This window comes from Halomonas sp. MCCC 1A11062, from assembly GCF_021404355.1.
Taxonomy (GTDB): Bacteria; Pseudomonadota; Gammaproteobacteria; order Pseudomonadales; family Halomonadaceae; genus Halomonas; species Halomonas aerodenitrificans.
This window is the reverse complement of sequence record NZ_JABFTW010000007.1, coordinates 26824-46220: the sequence shown is the minus strand read 5'-3', so window position 1 is coordinate 46220 and position 19397 is coordinate 26824. Positions and strand designations below refer to the sequence as shown.

Sequence of the window (19397 nt, the reverse complement as noted above, 5' to 3'; positions counted from 1 at the left end):
GGCTTCAGCCAGGGGGGATCAGGCCGGCAGGGCAGTCGGGTTGGCAGAGATAAGAAGAACAGCAGCTGGCAGGAGTCAGAGGGTGTCGAGACGGGTCAGGCGACCGCGCAGCCGGGCTTCCAGCGGTGACAGGTCCACTTCTACGTCGCTGGGCCAGGCTGCGGTGAGACGCACACCGTCGCTGACGTAGTCGGCGTGCTCCACCGGTGCGTCATGGCTCTCCAGCCAGGCACGGGCCTCCGCTTCGCCGGCGAAGTCGACGCCAAGTTTCAGCGTGGTGCGTTCCACCGCTTGCCGCTGCGGCAGCGCCTCGAGCCCCCGAACCACGGCCTGGGAATAGGCGCGGGCCAGGCCGCCGGTGCCGAGCTTGGTGCCACCGAAATAGCGGGTTACCACGCAGCCTACCTGTCCCAGCCCGGCGCCTTCCAGCACCTGGAACATGGGGCGCCCCGCGGTGCCGCCGGGTTCGCCGTCGTCGGAGAAACCGATGGCCTGCTGCTCACCGGGCGGCCCGGCGATATAGGCACTGCAGTGGTGGCTGGCGTTGGGGTGGGTGCGTCTCGCTGCCGCCAGTAAAGCATCGAAGGCCGCCACGTCGGGCGCATGGCAGAGCCAGGCGATGAAGCGGCTGCGTTCGACTTCGATGACGCTCTCCCGCCAGGCACCGGGAGCGAGGTCGGGTACCGGGTAGCGCATCAGTGGGTCAGCTCGGGGTCTTCCTGCCGGCGTACCACGCCCATGACCATGCCCAGCACCTGAATGTCGCTGTTCTTGAGGTAGATCGGCGCCATGTTTTCGTTGGCCGGCTGCAGGCGCACGCCGTTCTTCTCGATGTAGAGCTTCTTCAGCGTGACCTCCTGCTGGTTGATCAGGACCACGGCGGTCTCGCCGTTCTCGGCGCTCTCCTGACGCTCGATGATGATCACGTCGCCATCGAAGATGTTGCAGTCGATCATCGAGTCGCCGCGTACGCGCAGGGCGTAGGTGTTGCGCCGCACCATGCAGGCGGGGGCGCGAATGGCACCGCCGCTGGGGCAGGCCTCGATGGGCAGTCCCGCCGAGACATCTCCCAGCAGGGGCACCTCGACCAGGTCGGTGGCGTCGACGCTGGCCCAGGAGGTGGCGATGGGCAGGTTGGGACGTCGATACAGGTAGTGCATGGAAGGCGTTGGCATTGGCGTTTCCCCCTCTGTGCGACCCTGTTGAAATGTACAGGTACTTCGAATCATATCAGGCGTTACGTTCCTGGCAAGTTTCTCTGCCCTGAAGCTGCCTTGACCTGGGGCAAGGGTGGCGCCATGACGCACCCCGTTCGGTAGCGGCAAAAGGCCTTTCCGTGTAGCATTTCCGGCGTAATCACCCATTCCTGGAGAGTGCTGTTGAGCCTGCGTCTACAAGCGCAAAGCCTGGCCTGCGAACGTGACGACCGTTGGCTGTTCCGGGATCTGGACCTGGATATCCGTGCGGGCGAGATCGTGCGGGTAGAGGGGCCGAACGGCAGCGGCAAGACCACCTTGCTCAAGATTCTCTCGGGCCAGCTGGCCGACTACGAAGGCGAGCTGTTCTGGAGCGAGCGGCCGATGCGCGAGGCCCGCGAGTCCTTTCTCGCCAACCTGCTCTATCTGGGCCATGCCCCGGGCGTGAAGGCAGCGCTGACGCCGCTGGAGAATCTGGCCTGGTATCAGGCGCTCAGCGGCGAGAAGCCGGGCGAGGCGGCACGCTTCAGGGCGCTGGAGGAGGTCGGCCTGGTCGGCTTCGAGGACGTGCCGGCCGGACAGCTCTCCGCCGGACAGCAGCGACGCGTGGCACTCGCTCGGCTGACGCTCACGCCGCGTGCGCTGTGGGTGCTCGACGAACCTTTTACCGCCATCGATCGCGATGGCGTGGCGGCACTGGAGCGGCGCCTGGTGGAACACGCCCGCAGCGGTGGCTGCGTGCTGGTCACCACGCACCATGAGCTCACGCCGTGCGCCGAGCTGCGTCGTATCCGCCTCGGCGGGGGAGGAGCCGATGACGGCATCTGAGAACTCGCTCGCCAAGACGGCCGCAGCGCTGCGCGAGGAACCTGGCGACGGCCTCGCTGTCGCAGTATGGGCAACGCTCAAGCGGGACCTGGTATTGATGCTGCGCCGTCGCAGCGAAGTACTCAATCCGCTGGTGTTCTTCGCCCTCGTCATCACCCTGTTCCCGATCGGCATTTCCCCCGATCCGGCACTGCTGGCGGCCATTGCGCCCGGCCTGCTGTGGGTGGCGGCGCTGCTGGCGGCCCTGCTGTCACTGGACAGTCTGTTCCGTGCCGATTACGACGACGGCTCGCTGGAGCAACTGCTGCTGACGCCCCAACCGCTGGCGCTGCTGGCGCTGGCCAAGGTCGCCGTGCACTGGCTGCTGACCGGTCTGCCTCTGGCGCTGATGGCGCCGGTGCTCGGTATCATGCTGTCGCTGCCGGCTGGCAGCTATGTAGTGTTAGCCATTTCCCTGGCGCTGGGAAGCGCCAGTCTCAGCCTGATCGGTGCCATCGGAGCGGCGCTGACGGTGGGGCTTTCCCGCGGCGGTGTACTGCTGTCGCTGTTGGTGCTGCCCCTTTACATCCCGGTGCTGATCTTCGGTGCCGGGGCCGTCCAGGCGGCCATCCTCGGCGATGGCGTACTGGCGCATCTGGCGATTCTCGGCGCGCTGCTGGCGCTGGCCCTGAGTCTTGCGCCGCTGGCAATCGCGGCGTCGCTGCGCATCAGTATCAACGGTTGAGAGGTTGAAAGGCATGTGGGCCTTCATTAACAAGCTGCGTTCCCCCAAGTGGTTCTACGCCATCAGCGCGAGGCTGCAGCCCTGGTTCTGGGCGGCGGCGCTGATCCTCATCGTCACCGGTACCATCTGGGGGCTGGCTTTCGCCCCGGCCGACTACCAGCAGGGCAACAGCTTCCGTATCATCTACGTGCACGTGCCGGCGGCCTTCCTCGCTCAGTCGATCTTCGTCTCCATGGCGATCACGGGGTTGGTGTTCATGGTCTGGAAGATCAAGATCGCCGACATGGCCGCCACCGTGATGGCGCCGCTGGGCGCTGCCATGACCTTCATCGCGCTGTTCTCCGGCGCGGTGTGGGGCGTGCCCACCTGGGGCACCTGGTGGATGTGGGATGCACGCCTCACCTCGATGCTGATCCTGCTGTTCCTCTACCTCGGCGTGATCGCTCTGCGCGGTGCCTTCTCCAGCCGCGACAGTGCCTCCCGCGCCGCTTCGGTGCTGGCCATGGTGGGGGTGATCAACATTCCGATCATCAAGTACTCGGTGGACTGGTGGTACACCCTGCACCAGCCCGCAACCTTCACCATCACCGGGCGGGTCGGCATGCCCATGGAAATGTGGCTGCCGCTGCTGATCATGGTGCTAGGGTTCTACAGCTTCTTCATTGCGCTGGTGCTGACCCGTACACGCAGCGAGATTCTACGTCGCGAATCCAACAAGCGCTGGGTGCGTGAACTGGCCGAGGAGGCGAACTGATGGCTTTCGACACCTTTCAGGAGCTGCTCGCCATGGGCGGGCACGCACCCTACGTATGGTCGGCCTGGGGCGTAACCGCCGCCCTGATGCTGGGCATCGTCTTTCATGCTCGCGCCGAGCGCCGTCAGCTGCTGCGCCAGCTGCAACGCCGTGCTCGTCGCGAGGCGCGCCAGGGCGGCCCTGCCGCCGGGCCAATTCCGGTTCAAACTAGCAAGGGTGGGTGCACCAATGACGCCTAAACGCAAACAGAAGCTGTTCATGTTTCTCGGCCTGGTATCTCTCGCAGCGATCGCCGTGGGTTTGACGCTCTACGCGCTGAGAGCCAACATCAACCTGTTCTTCAGTCCGATTCAGATTGCCGCGGGTGATGCGCCTTTCGAGCGCCAGATCCGCGCCGGCGGCATGGTCCGCGAGGGCAGTGTCTATCGCAATCCGGACAGCCTGGACGTGGAGTTCACCGTCACCGACTACGTGGAGGACGTGCGCGTCCACTACAGTGGTATCCTGCCCGACCTGTTCCGTGAAGGGCAGGGCGTGGTGGTGGTGGGTCAGCTTCAGCAGGGTGGCTACATCAAGGCTGACCAGGTGCTGGCGCGTCACGACGAGAACTACATGCCGCCCGAGGTTGCCGATGCGCTCGAGGCAGCCGGCTATTCGCCCGCCGACTTCCAGCAGAAGGCCGCCAAGGTAGCCAAGCGCATTGAAGAGGGCGAGGCGCAAGAAGGCGCCAGCCAGTACTGAGCCGGAGTATCCATGCAGATCCAGATGATCCCTGAAATCGGCCATTTCGCCCTGGTGATTGCCCTGCTGTTCGCGGTGGTGCAGTCGGTGGTGCCGCTGGCCGGTGCCACCTTTCGCAAGCCGCTGTGGATGGCTTATGCCCGCCCCATGGCGGCCGGCCAGTTCCTGTTTGTGGCCATTGCCTACGCGGCGCTGACCACCAGCTACATGCTGGACGACTTCAGCGTCCTCAACGTGGCCAACAACTCCAACTCCATGCTGCCCTGGTACTACAAGTTCAGCGCCGTATGGGGCAACCATGAAGGCTCCGTGCTGCTGTGGAGCCTGATGCTGGCCGGCTGGGGCTACTTCGCCGTGCGCTACTCCCACGAGCTGCCGCGGGACATGGTGGCGCGGGTCATCAGCGTGCTGGGCATGGTCTGCGTCGGCTTCCTGCTGTTCATCCTGGTTACCTCCAACCCCTTCGAGCGTCTGCTGCCGCAGATGCCGCAGGATGGTGCCGACCTCAATCCGCTGCTGCAGGACATCGGCCTGATCATGCACCCGCCGGCGCTCTACATGGGCTACGTCGGTTTCTCGGTGGTCTTCGCCTTTGCCATCGCGGCATTGATCGGCGGTCGCCTGGACGCTGCCTGGGCACGCTGGGCGCGGCCCTGGACCAATCTGGCCTGGGCTTTCCTCACCGTGGGTATCGCCCTGGGCAGCTGGTGGGCCTACTACGAACTGGGCTGGGGCGGCTGGTGGTTCTGGGACCCGGTCGAGAACGCCTCGCTGCTGCCCTGGCTGACCGGCACCGCGCTGATGCACTCGCTGGCGGTGACCGAGAAGCGCGGCTCTTTCAAGAGCTGGACCCTGCTGCTGGCCATCACTACCTTCTCGCTGTCGCTGCTGGGTACCTTCCTGGTTCGCTCCGGGGTACTGACTTCGGTGCACGCCTTCGCCAACGACCCCTCGCGCGGCTTCTTCATCCTGATGCTGCTGGGTATCACCGTGGGCTTGTCGCTGCTGATCTTCGCCCTGCGCGCGCCGCGTGTGAGCCACCGGGTGGGCTTCGGCTGGCTGTCGCGTGACGCCATGCTGCTGATCAACAACATCATGCTGGTGATCATGACCGTCACGGTGCTGCTGGGTACGGTCTACCCGCTGCTGCTCGACGCCCTCGACCTGGGCAAGATCAGCGTCGGCCCTCCGTACTTCAACGCCCTGTTCGTGCCGCTGACGCTGCTGATGTGCGTGTTCATGGGCATGGGGCCGATTTCGCGCTGGAAGGACACCACCAGCAAGCTGCTGATTCAGCGCCTGTGGCTCTCCGCTGCCGTGGCCGTGGTACTGGGCATGGCGCTGCCGCTGATCTTCGCCGAGCGCTGGAGCGCGCCGGTGGCCATCGGCCTGATCGCCGCCCTGTGGATCGTGCTGCCGATGCTGCGCGACCTCTACGACAAGACCCGCCATGCCAGCTCGGTGGGCGCGGGACTCAAGAAGCTGTCGCTGGCCTACTGGGGCATGCAGCTGGGCCACCTGGGCGTGGCGGTGACCATCGTCGGCGTGGCGATCGTGTCGAACTACAACATCGAGCGCAACGTGCGCATGGGTGTCGGCGACTACGTCAGCGTGGCCGGCTACACCTTCACCATGACCGAGCTGACCAGCCGTCGCGGGCCCAACTTCCTGGCCGATCGCGCGGTGATCGAGGTGCAGCGCGACGGCAGCAGCCGCAGCTTCAACATGAACCCGGAGAAGCGGCTCTACATCGCCCGCGGCATGCCCATGACCCAGGTTGCCCTGCGCCCCGGCTTCTTCCGCGACCTCTACGTGGCCATGGGCGAAGACCTCGGCGACAACACCTGGGCCATGCGCGTGCAGTACAAGCCCTTCGTGCGCTGGCTGTGGCTGGGCGGCCTGCTGATGGCCGCCGGCGGCGTGCTGGCCGTGGCCGACAAGCGCTACCGGCGCCTGGCCACCGCGCCGGACCCGGAAGAGGCCGCCGCCACCTCGGGCGCGAAGCCGGAAGGCGACCGCCAGGAGGCGACCGCATGACCCGTCGTCTGATCCTGCTGCTGCCGTTGATCGGTTTCCTGGTGCTGTCGCTGTTCCTGTACCAGGGACTGTCGCTGAACCCGTTCCATCGGGAATCGGCGCTGATGGCGCGGGATTTCCCCGAGTTCAACCTGCCTACCCTCGAGGACCCGGAGCGCCGCGTCGACCGCTCCCTGCTGCAGACCGGCGAGCTGACCCTGGTCAACGTGTGGGGCGAGTGGTGTCCGGAGTGCAAGCGCGAGATGCCGCAGCTGCTCGACCTGGCCGACCGCGGCATCCGCATGGTCGGGGTCAACTGGAAGGATACCCGCGAGAAGGGGCTGGGGTTCCTCGAGGATTTCGGCAATCCCTTCGAGACCAACATCTTCGACCCGGACAACGAGTTGGGCTTCGAACTAGGGGTATTCGGTGCCCCCGAAACCTTCCTGGTCGACCGTGACGGCATCATCCGCTATCACCACACCGGCTATATCTCGGCCAGTGACGTTCGTGAACACATCCTGCCGGAGGTGCAGAAATGGCAGTGATTCGATTGGCTCTCATTGGCATCCTGACGCTGCTGATGGCGGGCACCCTTCAGGCTGGCGCCATCGAGGTGCGTGAATTCGACGATCCGGTGATGGAGCAGCGCTACCGCAGCCTGACCGCCTCGCTGCGCTGCCCCACCTGCGAGAATCAGGCCATCAACGACTCCGATGCGCCGGTTTCCCGCGACATGCGCAATCACGTTTACATGATGCTGATGGACGGCCGTGCCGACATGGAGATTCGTGATTTCATGGTCGAGCGCTTCGGCAACTATGTGCTCTACAACCCCCGTCTGGAAGGGCGCACCTTCCTGCTCTGGGGCCTGCCGGCCGGGTTGGTGCTTGCCGGTGGCGTCCTGGTGGCGCTGGTGGTGCGTGCACGGCGTAACGCCTCTGCCCGTGAGCTGAGCGCCGAGGAGCGCGCCCGCCTCGAGGCTCTGATCAATCGCGGGGGAACAGAATGATTCAGCTATGGTTAGCCTTTGCCCTCCTGCTGCTGCCCGCCCTGTGGCTGCTGGTGGCGCCGCTGCGTCGGGCGCGTCTGGTGCATGACGCCCAGCGCGACTTCGAAGCCAACGACAAGTCCGCCGAGCAGAACGTGGCGATCTATCATCGTCGCCTGGCCTCGCTGGAAGCCGCGCTCGATCGCGGCGACATCGACCAGGCGCGTTTCGAAGAGGACCGTCTCGACCTCGACCGCAGCCTGCTCGAGGATACCGAGGGGCTGGTGCGCCGGCCGCTGCATGCACCGGCCGCCGGTCGTCTCATGGTGCCGCTGGTGGCGGTGGCCGTGGTGGTCGGCAGCGTGCTGTGGTACCAGCAGCATGGCGCCGAGGGCGATCTCGCCCTGTTCAACGCCTTCCAGGAGAGCGACTCGCTGCCCACGCTGCTGGCTCGGCTCGAGCAGCAGGCCGAGAGCCAGCCGAGCAATCCCAACGTGTGGGCCACGCTCTATCCGATCTATCGCGATTCGGGGCAGGGCGAGGCGGCACTGCACGCACTGGACAACCTCATCGCCATCGAGGGGCGTGCCGCCTCACTGCTGGCGCAGAAGGCGCAGCTCAAGTTCTTCATGGCCGATCGCACCCTCACCGACGAGGTGCAGGCGCTGATCGACGAGACCCAGGAGCTCAACCCCAGCGAGCCGACCATCTTCGGCATGCTGGGCGTGCACGCCTTCGACCGCGGCGACTACGAGCAGGCCGTGGACCATTGGCGCCGGGCCATTGCCGGCATGTCCGACTCCAGCTCCGCCCAGGCCCTGCGCGAGGGCATCCAGATCGCCCAGCAGCGCATGGGGGTAGCACCGGATGAACAGGAGGCCGTGGCCCAGGGCCCCGGCATCCACGTCAGCGTCAGTCTGGAGGAGCGCCTGCAGGGGCTGCTCGACGACGATACCCGCGTGTTCATCATCGCCCGCGACATGGAGGGTGAGCTGCCGCCGCTGGCCGTGGCCCGGGTAACCCTCGGCGAGCTGCCGGCCACGCTGATCATCGACGACCGTCATGCCATGTCGCCCGATGCCTCGCTGTCTCAGGTCAGCGAAGTGCGCCTGCTGGTGCGCGTGAGCAAGAGCGGCGGTGCCACGCCGGAAACCGGCGACATGTACGGCGATCTGGAAGGGGTGAGAGTTGGTGACGTTGAAGGAGATCCCGTGGAGGTCGTGATCGACCGTGTCATAGAATAGCGGGATGCGACTCACCTCGATCCGCCTGAGCGGTTTCAAATCCTTCGTCGACCCGGTCACGGTGCCCTTCGATGGCAACATGACGGCCATCGTCGGCCCCAACGGCTGCGGCAAGTCGAACATCATCGACGCCGTGCGCTGGGTCATGGGCGAATCCTCGGCCAAGACCCTGCGCGGCGAATCGATGACCGACGTCATCTTCAACGGCTCCACCGCGCGCAAGCCGGTGGGGCAGGCCGCCATCGAGCTGCGCTTCGACAACAGCGACGGCACCATGGGCGGCCTCTACGCTCAGTACGCCGAGATCGCGGTGAAGCGCCTGGTCACCCGCGACGGCCAGTCCAGCTACTTCTTCAACGGCCAGAAGTGCCGCCGCCGCGACATCGCCGACCTGTTCCTCGGCACCGGCCTCGGCCCGCGCTCCTACGCCATCATCGGCCAGGGCATGATCTCGCGGCTGATCGAGGCACGTCCCGAGGAGCTGCGCGCCACCCTCGAAGAGGCCGCCGGCATCTCCAAGTACAAGGAGCGCCGCCGTGAGACCGAGAACCGCATGCGCCGCACCCGCGAGAATCTCGAGCGTCTCGAGGACATTCGCGACGAGCTCGACAAGCAGCTCGAACGCCTCCGGCGTCAGGCCGAGGCGGCGCGTCGCTATCAATCCCTGAAGGAAGAGGAGTTCCGCCTCAAGGGCGAGCTGGCGCTGCTGCGCGGGCGTGCCCTGCGCGCCCGTCAGGCCGAGGAGGAGCGCCGCGTAGGCGAGCTGGAAACCGCCGTGGAGCGCGAAATTCTCGGCCTGCGCCAGTGCGAGACCCGCCTGGAGGAGGCGCGGGCCGGCCACGACGCCCTGGCCGAGACCCTCGAGGCGCGCCAGGCGCGCTTCTTCGAGACCAGCGGCGCCATCGCCCGGCTGGAACAGAACCTGGAGCACGCGCGCAGTCGCGAAGGGCAGCTGGCCCGCGATCTGGAGAGCGCTCGTCAGGAGCTGACCGAGCTCGACCGCCTGGGCGAGCACGACCGCGAGCGCCTGATGCGTCTCGACGAGCGCCTGGAAACCCTGGTGCCGGAGCAGGAAGAGGTGGCCGAGCAGCTCGCCGAGCTTGAGGCGATGCTGGAGGAAGCCGAACCCGCAGCCGAGGAGGCCGAGCAGGCCTTCGAGACCTTCAGCGAGAGCTGGCGCGAGGCCAGCCGCGACGCCGAACGCAGTCAGGACCGCCTGCGCGAGCTGGAGAGCCGTCTGGCGCGGCTCGAGGCCGACGTCCAGCGCCGTCGTCAGCAGCAGCAGGAGCTGCCCGACCTGGCCGAGCTGACGGCCCGGCGCGACGAGCTGAAGGAGCGACTGGCGGAGTTCGACCTGGCTCAGGAGGAGGTCGAAGCCCGCCGTGAGCAGCTCCAGGCCGGCCGCGACGCCGCTCGCGAAGCGACGGCAACCCTGGAGCGCGAGCGCGAGGCCGAACGCGCCAGGCGCAGCGCGCTGCAGGGCGAGCTGGCCTCCCTCGACGCCCTGATCCAGGCCGCCCTCACCGATCCCGACGAGACCCTCACCGCTCATCTGGCCGACCACGAGCTGGGCGAGCTGCCGCGCCTGGGCGAGTCGCTCGACGTCGACCCCGGCTGGGAGGCCAGCGTCTCCTGGGTACTGGCGCCCTGGCTCAAGGCGCGCCTGGCCGCGCCGGAAGCGTTTCGCGCCGCGAGTGCCGAACCGCCCGCCGAGTTGGGTGCCCTGGCGCCCCAGGTGGCGCTCGAATTCACCTCAGACAGCCTCGCCGCCCGGGTACGCGGCGCCGGCGCCGCCGCGGCCTGGCTGGCCCCGATCCGCTGCGTCGAGAGCGACGCCCAGGCCTGGGCCGAGCGTGAAGGCCTCGGCCCGGGCGAAAGCCTGATCACCCCCCAAGGGCTATGGCTGGGGCGCGACTGGGTGCGCCACCGCGGGCAGGGTGCCGGACCCGATGCGCTGCTGGTCAGCCGGCGCCGCTTCGAGGAGGCCGCGGCCGAGCTCGACGAACTCGAGACCCGTCTCGCCGCACGCGACCAGGCCATCGAGGCCGAGCGCGAGCGCGCCGAGCAGGCCGAGCGCGATCTCGACGCCATTCGCCAGGAGGAGCGCCGTCTGGCCGGCGAGCAGCAGCAGCTGGCGGTGCAGGACAGCGGTCTCGCCAGTCGGCTGGAGCATCTACAGGGTCGCGCCGGGGAGCTGGCCGAAGAGCTGGCGAGCCTCGACGAGACCCGGGAAGAGACACGGCTGAGCATTGAGGAGGCCCGTGAGCGCTGGCAGCAGGCCATGGCCCGGCTGGAAGAGGGCGCCGAGCAGCGCGAGCGCCTGGAGCGGGCACGCAGCGAGGCTCGCGAGCGGCTGGCGGCCCTGCGTGCCCGGCAGCGGCCCTTGCAGGAGCGTGCCCAGCAGTTGGCGCTGGAGCATCAGCGGCTCTCGACCGAGCGCGCCGGCCTCAACGAGCAGCAGGGGCGCAGCGGCGATGCCCGTGAGCGGTTGCAGGCGCGCTGCGAGGAGCTCAGCGAGAGCCTCGAACAGCTGCGCGAGCCCGACGAGGAGCAGCGCGAGAAGCTCGACGAACTGCTGCACCGCCGCGAGGGCGACGAACGCGCGCTCAACGAAGCCAAGGCACAGGCCGCCGAGCTGGTGGAGCGCCTGCGCGAAGGCGAGCTGGCGCGACAGGGCCACGAGCGCAACCTGGAGGGCATCCGCGAGCGCCTGCAGGAGGCGCGCATGCAGGTCCAGGCCCTGGCGCTCAAGGCCGAGACCCAGGACGAGCAGCTCGCCGAGCTGGGCCACCAGAGCGCCGCCCTCGAAGAGGGGCTCGACCCCAACGCTACCGAATCGGCCTGGCAGACCCGCCTGGAAGAGGTCGGCGAGCGCATCCGCCGCCTCGGCGCCATCAACCTGGCGGCCATCGAGGAGTACGACCAGCAGGCCGAACGGCGCAACTATCTGGAAGCGCAGCAGGCCGAGCTCAACGAGGCATTGGAGACCCTGGAGCGGGCGATTCGACGCATCGACCAGGAGACCCGAACACGTTTTCGCGACACCTTCGAGCGAGTCAATCAGGGGCTACAGTCGCTTTTTCCGCGAGTCTTCGGTGGTGGAACCGCATGGTTGACGCTGACCGGCGAGGATTTACTCGATACCGGGGTGGCGATCATGGCACGACCACCGGGCAAGAAGAACAGCACCATTCATCTTCTCTCGGGTGGGGAAAAGGCGCTGACTGCTTTATCGCTAGTCTTTGCCATCTTCCAACTCAATCCGGCACCCTTCTGTATGCTCGACGAAGTCGATGCTCCACTCGATGACGCCAATGTTGGACGCTATGCCAAACTGGTGAAAGACATGTCCGAGTCGGTACAGTTCATTTATATCACCCACAACAAGATTGCCATGGAAGCGGCCGAAAGATTGATGGGTGTGACCATGCAGGAACCCGGCGTCTCACGCCTGGTGGCCGTTGGGGTGGAAGAGGCTGCGGCCTTGGCCGAGGCTTGAAAATTACTTGAAAGCGAGCGATAAACGCGATATCAGAAGACACGACATGGTCATATCGCATAATAGAATGGCGAATTCACAGGGAAAGGCGCGGGGACGATTTGACTCCCGAGCGATAATGCCAGGGCTTGACAAACAAAAAAAGTGGCCTTTTTTTCGGCAATCGCGCTATGCTGTTGACGAACATCCATCCGGCATGGCGCCCTAGTGATAGGCAAGACGACCCATGGAACTTAGAGAATGGCTGATCATTCTGGGGCTGGCCCTGGTGACGCTCATCGTAATCGATGGCGTGCGTCGCCTTAAGCGTCAGCGCCGAGTGCCCCGCCTGGACCAGGCAGGGGGTAACAACAACCACGTCGACAGCCAGGCAGAAGCCGATGACGATGACAACTGGGAACTGCCCAACGGCGGTGCTCGGGTCGTCAGGCCTGCGAGTTATTCGGAGGTCAAGTCGAAGCCCAAGCTGGAGCGCCAGGAGCACCCTGGACCATCTCGGGTGCTGTCCGGCTTCAGAGAGGCCCCCGGCGATGCCAAGGCCGGCACGCCGAACCTGGCCCGCCCCGCTGCCAGTGCCACCGACGCCCTGCGTCCGGTGGCTTCTGCCATTCAGGCGTCCGACACGACGGCTACCGACACTCGGTCATCCGATGCTCAGACGGTATCCGAGCGCGCGCCTCAGCCCGAGGTGAGCGCCCAGCCCGAGGTGAGCATAAAGCGGGCCGAGCCCGAGCTCGACCTGGGTCAGGCCGAGCGGGTGCAGGTTCAGCAGGAGCCATCGGTCGCCCCCACGTCGAGCCGGGCCGAAGAGGCACCCGCTGCTGCGTCCGCGGCGAAAGCGCCTGTGTCCGAACCGGTCGATGCCGAATCCCAGGCTTCTCAAGCCCAAGCTTCCCAACCCCAGGCTTCCGAAACCGTCGCTGCCAAGCCCACCGAGGTGGAAAGGCCGACCGTGGAGGAAAGCGAGGAGCGCCGGGAGCCGACGCTTTCCGCCCTGGATGACGACGAGCCCATTCTCGAGTCGGCTTCGGTCAGCGCCGAATCCGAACCGCTTGCCGCCGATCCTGACGATCACGACCTTCATCATGATGAGGACGAGCGCTACCGGCTGGTCGATCTCGAAGGCATGGGCAACTCGATCAAGAGCGGCTCACGCCGCGTGGGCGAATCGATGCACCGCTTCGGCGTTTCCATGCAGCAGCGGCTTGCCAAGCGCCGCGAACAGAAGCGCGAAGAGCGGGCGCGCCGCGAGCAGGAGCGTGCCGAGAAGGCCGCTCGCGAGGCTCAGCAACGGCGCGAGGCCGCCGAGGCCCAGGCCGCCCGGGAGGCCGAGCTGCGCCGCCTGGAAGCCGAAGCCATCGAGCTTGCCGACGACGACGATCCGCTGTTCGCACCGCCGCGTGCGCGTGGCGAGCGGCATGTTGAGGCGACCTATGCCGCGCCGCCTGACCATGTCGAGCGGTATGCCGAGCCGTATGCCGAGCCAGCCGATTACGCCGAGCGGGCCGAACCCAGCCTGTCGAGCGACGCCATCAACGACGATGACGACGTGGTACGCGCCCACCCGACCCTGGCCCGGGCGCTGCGTCACAACGTCAACGCCGAGCGCGCTCGCGAGACCTTGAGCCACGCCGACGAGATCATCGTCATCAGCGTGCTGTCGCGGGACGAAGAGGGCTTCTCCGGCGAGGCGCTGCTCAACCTGATGCTGGCTTGCGGCCTGCGCTACAGCAGCGACATGGGCATCTTCCACCGCTTCGAGACCGAGGACCCCGACAGCGAGCTGCAGTTCTCGATGGTCAACGTGCTCAAGCCGGGCACCTTCCCCATCGAGGCGATGGACGAATTCCGCACCCCGGGCATCACGCTGCTGATGCCGCTGCCCGGTGCGCTGGATACCGCCGCAGCCTTCGAAGCGATGGTCGAGACCGCCATGGTCATCGTGCGCAACCTGGGCGGCGAGCTGAAGGACGAGAACCACAGCGTGATGACCGCGCAGACCGTGGAGTTCGCCCGCCAGCGCGTGCAGGAGTTCGAGCGCCGCAATCGACTCAATCGCTATCAGGTGAACTGACGCCAGTTCGCGTGCCATGCCGCACCCGCCGACAACCCCGTGAGCGATCACGGGGTTGTCGTGTTCAGGGGCGGCGAGCCACCTTTCGAGACCCAAGAGACGCATGAGCCAGCCCGACCAGAAGATCCTCGGCGAAGTCGCCAAGCTGCGCGCCGAGCTCGATGACGCCAACTATCGCTACTACGTGCTCGATGAGCCGCACCTCACCGACGCCGAGTACGACCGCAAACTGCGCCGCCTGCAGGAGCTGGAGCAGGCGCACCCCGAGCTGGTGACGCCGGACTCGCCGACCCAACGGGTGGGGGCGCCGCCGGACGCCGGCTTCCCCGAGGTCGAGCACGCCGTGCCCATGCTGTCGCTGGACAACGCCTTGAACGAAGAGGAGCTCGAAGCCTTCGTCAAGCGAGTGTCCGAGCGACTGGAAACCGACCCCGAGACGATCCGCTTCTGCTGCGAGCCCAAGCTCGACGGCGCCGCCGTGTCGCTGGTCTACGAGCGCGGCGTGCTGATCAGCGGCGCGACCCGGGGCGACGGGCGCACCGGCGAGGGCATCACCTCCAACCTGCGCACGCTGCGCTCGATCCCGCTCAAGCTGCGCGGCGACGCTCCCGAGCTGCTCGAGGTGCGCGGCGAGGTGATCATGAGCCATGCGGGCTTCGAGCGGCTCAACGAGCGCGCCCGGGAAGAGGACGGCAAGGTATTCGCCAACCCGCGCAACGCCGCGGCAGGCAGCCTGCGTCAGCTCGATCCCGAACTCACCGCCAAGCGACCATTGGAGTTCAGCGCCTACCAGGTGGCGCGTATCGAACCGACACAGGGCGATGCCAGCCACAGCGAGCTGATGGCGCACCTCAAGGCGTTCGGTTTTCGCACCAGCAGCCTGCTGGAAGTGGTCAGCGGCAGCCAGGGAGTCGTCGACTACTGCCGCCGGCTGGGCGAGCGGCGCGACCGCCTCGGTTACGACATCGACGGGGCGGTGATCAAGGTCGATGACCTACGTCTCCAGCGCGAGCTGGGCTTCGTCGCCCGGGCGCCGCGCTGGGCCACGGCGTTCAAGTTCCCCGCCCAGGAGGAGACCACCCGGCTCAACGACGTCGAATTTCAGGTCGGCCGTACCGGGGCGATCACTCCGGTGGCGCGACTGGAGCCGGTGACGGTGGCCGGCGTCATCGTGTCCAACGCCAGTCTGCACAATGCCGACGAGATTGCCCGCCTTGGCGTGAAGATCGGCGACAGCGTGGTGATTCGCCGGGCTGGCGACGTCATCCCCCAGGTGGTTAGGGTTCTGCACGAGCTGCGCCCCGACGATGCCCGTGAGATCGTCTTCCCCGAGCGCTGCCCGGTGTGCGACTCCGAGGTCGAGCGGCTGGAGGGCGAGGTGGTGGCGCGCTGCTCCGGTGGGCTCTACTGCGCCGCCCAGCGCAAGGAGGCGCTCAAGCACTTCGCCTCGCGCCGGGCCATGGATATCGACGGCCTGGGCGAAAAGCTGATCGAGGCGCTGGTCGAGCGCGACTGGGTCAAGACGCCTGCCGACCTGTTCCGCCTCGAGGCCGAGCGCCTGGCCAGCCTGCCGCGCATGGCGCAGAAATCCTCCGAGAAGCTGGTGGCGGCGCTGGAGAAGGCCAAGAGCACCACCCTGCCGCGCTTCATCTTCGCCCTGGGCATCCGCGAGGTGGGCGAGGCCACGGCGGCCAATCTGGCGCGCCACTTCGGCACCCTGGATGCGCTCATGGAGGCCGAGCAGGCCGATCTCGAAGCGGTGGAGGACGTCGGTCCGGTGGTGGCGGCTCACGTGCACACCTTCTTCCGTCAGGAATACAACCGCGAGACCATCGAGGCCCTGCGCGAGCTGGGCGTGAGCTGGGCCGAGGAAACCATCGGCGAGCGGCCCCAGCCGCTGGCGGGGCAGACCTGGGTACTCACCGGTAGCCTGGAGAGCATGACCCGCGACGAAGGCAAGGAGCGCCTGCAGGCGCTGGGGGCCAAGGTGGCCGGCAGCGTATCCAAGAAGACCGCCGGCGTGGTGGCCGGCGAGGCCGCCGGCAGCAAGCTGGCCAAGGCGCAGGAGCTGGGCGTCGAGGTGCTCGACGAAGCCGCCTTCCTCGAACGGTTGGCGGCCTGGGAGCGCGGTGAGGAAGCGCCGGGCAGTGAAGGAGAGCCGTCATGAGCGGCCGCTTCATCGAGGTGCCCTACCGCATGTTGCCCGGGGAGACCCTCGATGCCCTGCTGGAGGCCTTCGTCACCCGTCAGGGCTACGACACCACCGACACCGGCGAGGGCATGCGTGGCTGGGTCGCCGAGCTCAAGCGCCAGCTGGAGCGCGGCGAGCTGCTCATTGCCCACGACCTGCAGACCGAGACCACCGAGGTGATGACGCTGGCTCAGTGGCGCGCCTTCGGCCGCGATCTGGCCGACGACGAGGAAGAGGGCTAGCCCAAGCCAAGCGCTCCTGCAGCGACGCCGCTCGCCCGAAACTGGCCCGCCAAAATTGGCGGGCCTTTTGCTGGCACCGTTCCCGGCGGGCGGTAGAGCAGATTCGACCATCGCTGGGTCAGGACAATCAGGGGAAGCTTGACGTGCGTCAAACTGTCCCATGTGTTAATGCCCAATTAAGCAGACAATACACCTTTATTCGTTCGTATCCGCCGGCGACTCAGGGTCGAGGCTCGGCACCGTCTGTCCTGTTCATAGAGATCGAGATGCTGACTCGCGCCCGTGCCCTGTTCGCCTGCCTCAAGACCCTGCAAGGGTTCGTGCTGGTGGCGATTGTCTCCGCTTCGCTGACGGTCTTCATCGGAGTCACCCTGGCCTCCTCGCTGCTCTACGAGAACATCCTGGCACGCCAGGCCGAGCAGACCTCGGAAACCCTGGCGCGGCAGAGCTATAGCGCCATGCAGCAGGTGATGCGCCAGGGTTGGAACCGGGAGCAGATGGAAACCTTCATCGAGGAGGCCCGGCTGGCTCACGAAGCCTCCGGTTACCGCTTCACGTTCTACTGGGGCGACGGGGTCGCGGAGCGCCACGACGACATCGACCAGCCGGAGATGGACATCGTCATCCGCTCGGCGCTGGCCGCCGGGGGCGAGCGGGTGTGGCGCGAGAACGGCACCGTGCGACGCATCATGCCGTTGGTGGCCCGCGCCGAGTGCCTGGCCTGCGAGCAGTACGCGGCAGCCGGCGACGTGCTCGGCGTGATCGACATTCAGCACGATCTGGCGCCGATCAGCCGCGAGATGCGCTTCAACTACCTGGCCATGTTCATCGTCGCCGCACTGATGGTCCTGATGCTGGCCCTGGGCATCTCGAAGCTGTTCGCCGAGCGTATCGAAGCCACCCTAAGACAGTTTCGCAGGCGCCTGGCGGCGGTCAACTCCGTGGCCGACTTCCGCAACCTCAACCTCAGCGAGCGTGACGTGGGCTTCCAGGAGCTCAACGAGGCCATGCAGCAGGTGAATGCGCTGGTGGATCGGCTGCGCAACGTGGCGGTAGACAAGGACATCCTGGAGTTCGAGATTCGCCTGCTGAGCAAGTTCATCATCACCTCCGAAGTGGTGCGCGACTGGCGCGAGTTCATCAAGGAGCTGCTGGCGGACATCAACACCATCATCCAGGCCCACACCCTGGTGACCATCTTCCAGGTGGAGGACGAAGGCTACGAGCTGGAGGTGTTCTGGTACCGCGAGGTGGCGCCGGAGACCCGGGCGACCTTCGAAGCGCTGCTGACCCAACTGCTCGAGGGCAAGCACGAGGGGCAGCCTGCCTGCATCATCCTCAAGGTTTCCCACCACACAGTGATGAACCTGGGAGAAAACGAGGCACTGGCGGATCTCACGCCGGAGGACATCCGCCTGCAGACCAAGTCGCTGCTGCTCGAGGCGCCCAAGATCGGCGGTATCGTCGGCATCGGCGTGCAGTCGGATCTGGCCCAGGACCCGATCCGCCACATCGTCATCGACGGCATCCTGTCGACGCTGCTCAACCTGGTGGGCTCGGTCAAGGCGATCTACAAGTACACCCAGGATCTGGAGTTCTACGCCACCCGCGATCCGCTGACCAACCTGCACAACCAGCGCATCTTCAAGGACATGCTGACCTACGAGGTGGGCCGGGCGACACGTCACCAGGATCACTTCAGCCTGCTGATGCTCGACCTGGACAACTTCAAGACGGTCAACGACAGCCACGGCCACGCCTTTGGCGACCAGTTCCTCCACGCCGTGGCCGACACCCTCGCCCAATCGATACGCCCCGGTGACTTCCTGGCCCGCTACGGCGGCGACGAGTTCACCGTGATCCTGCCAGAGACCGAGGAAGAGCAGGCTTACTCGGTGGCGCTGCGCATCGCCGAGAACCTCACCCGGCAGGTGCTCACCGCCCCCGACGGCAGCACGGTGCGGGCCACCACCTCGATCGGCATCGCCTGCTACCCCCACCACGCCGGCAACCCTCACGACCTCTTCCTGATGGCCGACAACATGATGTACAAGGCCAAGCGCAAGGGTAAGAACTGCGTGGCCCTGCCGGAGCAGGAGGAGGTGGCGGCGGTATTCAAGGAGGTCGGCGAGAAGAACCAGATGGTGCTCAGCGCGCTGGAGGAGCAGCGCATCGTGCCCTACTTCCAGCCCATCGCCGACGTGCGTACCGGCGAGGTGAACATCCACGAGCTGCTGATGCGCATTCAGCTCGACGACCGCCTGGTGCCGGCCGGCGAGTTCATCGACATCGCCGAGAGCATCGGCGTGATTCACAAGATGGACTATCAGCTGATCGAGAAGGCCTTCGCCCAGGTTCGCGAGCAGGGCTACGAGGGCATGCTGTTCATCAACCTTTCGCCCAAGTCGCTGATCATCGGCGAGTTCATCGGTCGTATTCACCAGTTGGCCATCGACTACGACATCCTGCCGGAGCGCATCGTCTTCGAACTCACCGAGCGCGAGACAGTGAGCAACCTCAAGCTGCTGGAGAAGTTCGTGCTCGACCTCAAGCTGGAGGGCTTCAATTTCGCCATCGACGACTTCGGCTCGGGCTACTCCTCGTTCCGCTACCTCAAGCAGTTCCCCATCGACGTGATCAAGATCGAGGGCGAATTCATCCGCAACATGCTCAGCGACGAGAAGTACATGGCCTTCGTCAAGAGCATCGTGACTCTGGCCCAGAGCCTCGGCGTGAGCACTATCGCCGAGTTCATCGAGGACGAAGAGGTGCTGGCCGCCGTCGAGGCGCTGGGTATCGACTTCGGCCAGGGCTACCACCTGGGGCGGCCGGGGCCATACTTCGTCAGCCGTCGGCAGGTCCTTGCCATCGAGTAGGCTTGTGCCTGGCCCGGCTGA

At 66.4% G+C, this 19397-nt stretch carries 16 protein-coding genes; 14 read left to right on the top strand and 2 right to left on the bottom strand.

Annotation, left to right across the window (positions count from 1 at the left end; genetic code table 11):
* Window positions 1–75: 75 nt before the first annotated feature.
* The gene (locus tag HOP58_RS09430) at window positions 76–696 is read right to left on the bottom strand and encodes a YigZ family protein (protein ID WP_234260164.1); all 621 of its coding nucleotides are present in this window, start codon (window positions 694–696) and stop codon (window positions 76–78) included.
* Entirely contained in the window at window positions 696–1175 is a 480-nt protein-coding gene (locus tag HOP58_RS09425; RefSeq protein ID WP_191224158.1) for a LexA family transcriptional regulator, read from the bottom strand. Before HOP58_RS09425 ends, HOP58_RS09430 begins: the two co-directional genes overlap by 1 nt.
* A 204-nt stretch (window positions 1176–1379) precedes the next feature.
* On the opposite strand from HOP58_RS09425, the gene ccmA reads away from it, so the two are divergent.
* The 14 genes from ccmA to HOP58_RS09355 all read left to right on the top strand — a co-directional run bounded on the left by ccmA (window position 1380) and on the right by HOP58_RS09355 (window position 19376).
* Entirely contained in the window at window positions 1380–2024 is a 645-nt protein-coding gene (ccmA, locus tag HOP58_RS09420) for a cytochrome c biogenesis heme-transporting ATPase CcmA (protein WP_086509256.1), read from the top strand.
* On the top strand, window positions 2011–2748 hold the full coding sequence (gene ccmB, locus HOP58_RS09415) for a heme exporter protein CcmB (RefSeq protein WP_234260163.1): 738 nt from the start codon (window positions 2011–2013) through the stop codon (window positions 2746–2748). Before ccmA ends, ccmB begins: the two co-directional genes overlap by 14 nt.
* A 13-nt stretch (window positions 2749–2761) precedes the next feature.
* Complete coding sequence (locus tag HOP58_RS09410) at window positions 2762–3502, top strand: heme ABC transporter permease (protein WP_234260162.1); 741 nt, start codon at window positions 2762–2764, stop codon at window positions 3500–3502.
* Complete coding sequence (ccmD, locus tag HOP58_RS09405) at window positions 3502–3741, top strand: heme exporter protein CcmD (protein WP_234246350.1); 240 nt, start codon at window positions 3502–3504, stop codon at window positions 3739–3741. The genes HOP58_RS09410 and ccmD overlap by 1 nt, the downstream gene beginning before the upstream one ends.
* Complete coding sequence (gene ccmE / locus HOP58_RS09400) at window positions 3731–4243, top strand: cytochrome c maturation protein CcmE (protein WP_191224162.1); 513 nt, start codon at window positions 3731–3733, stop codon at window positions 4241–4243. The genes ccmD and ccmE overlap by 11 nt, the downstream gene beginning before the upstream one ends.
* Before the next feature lie 12 nt (window positions 4244–4255).
* Window positions 4256–6280, top strand: coding sequence for a heme lyase CcmF/NrfE family subunit (locus HOP58_RS09395; RefSeq protein WP_276574759.1), 2025 nt, complete (start codon window positions 4256–4258; stop codon window positions 6278–6280).
* A complete protein-coding gene (locus tag HOP58_RS09390; RefSeq protein WP_086509251.1) occupies window positions 6277–6807 on the top strand; it encodes a DsbE family thiol:disulfide interchange protein in 531 nt (176 codons plus the stop codon). Before HOP58_RS09395 ends, HOP58_RS09390 begins: the two co-directional genes overlap by 4 nt.
* The gene (locus HOP58_RS09385) at window positions 6798–7271 is read left to right on the top strand and encodes a cytochrome c-type biogenesis protein (protein ID WP_234260161.1); all 474 of its coding nucleotides are present in this window, start codon (window positions 6798–6800) and stop codon (window positions 7269–7271) included. Before HOP58_RS09390 ends, HOP58_RS09385 begins: the two co-directional genes overlap by 10 nt.
* The gene (ccmI, locus tag HOP58_RS09380; protein ID WP_191224164.1) at window positions 7268–8494 is read left to right on the top strand and encodes a c-type cytochrome biogenesis protein CcmI; all 1227 of its coding nucleotides are present in this window, start codon (window positions 7268–7270) and stop codon (window positions 8492–8494) included. Before HOP58_RS09385 ends, ccmI begins: the two co-directional genes overlap by 4 nt.
* Before the next feature lie 4 nt (window positions 8495–8498).
* Window positions 8499–11993 carry a chromosome segregation protein SMC gene (gene smc / locus HOP58_RS09375; RefSeq protein ID WP_234260160.1) on the top strand — a complete coding sequence of 1165 codons (3495 nt, stop codon included), beginning with the start codon at window positions 8499–8501 and terminating at the stop codon, window positions 11991–11993.
* Window positions 11994–12219: 226 nt separating this feature from the next.
* Window positions 12220–14067, top strand: a complete 1848-nt coding sequence (gene zipA, locus HOP58_RS09370) for a cell division protein ZipA (protein ID WP_234260159.1) — start codon at window positions 12220–12222, stop codon at window positions 14065–14067.
* Between the two features lie 103 nt (window positions 14068–14170).
* Window positions 14171–16234, top strand: a complete 2064-nt coding sequence (ligA, locus tag HOP58_RS09365; protein WP_234260158.1) for an NAD-dependent DNA ligase LigA — start codon at window positions 14171–14173, stop codon at window positions 16232–16234.
* Complete coding sequence (locus tag HOP58_RS09360) at window positions 16231–16500, top strand: YheU family protein (protein ID WP_010630056.1); 270 nt, start codon at window positions 16231–16233, stop codon at window positions 16498–16500. The genes ligA and HOP58_RS09360 overlap by 4 nt, the downstream gene beginning before the upstream one ends.
* A 266-nt stretch (window positions 16501–16766) precedes the next feature.
* Window positions 16767–19376 carry a bifunctional diguanylate cyclase/phosphodiesterase gene (locus HOP58_RS09355; RefSeq protein WP_234260157.1) on the top strand — a complete coding sequence of 870 codons (2610 nt, stop codon included), beginning with the start codon at window positions 16767–16769 and terminating at the stop codon, window positions 19374–19376.
* Window positions 19377–19397 lie beyond the last annotated feature (21 nt).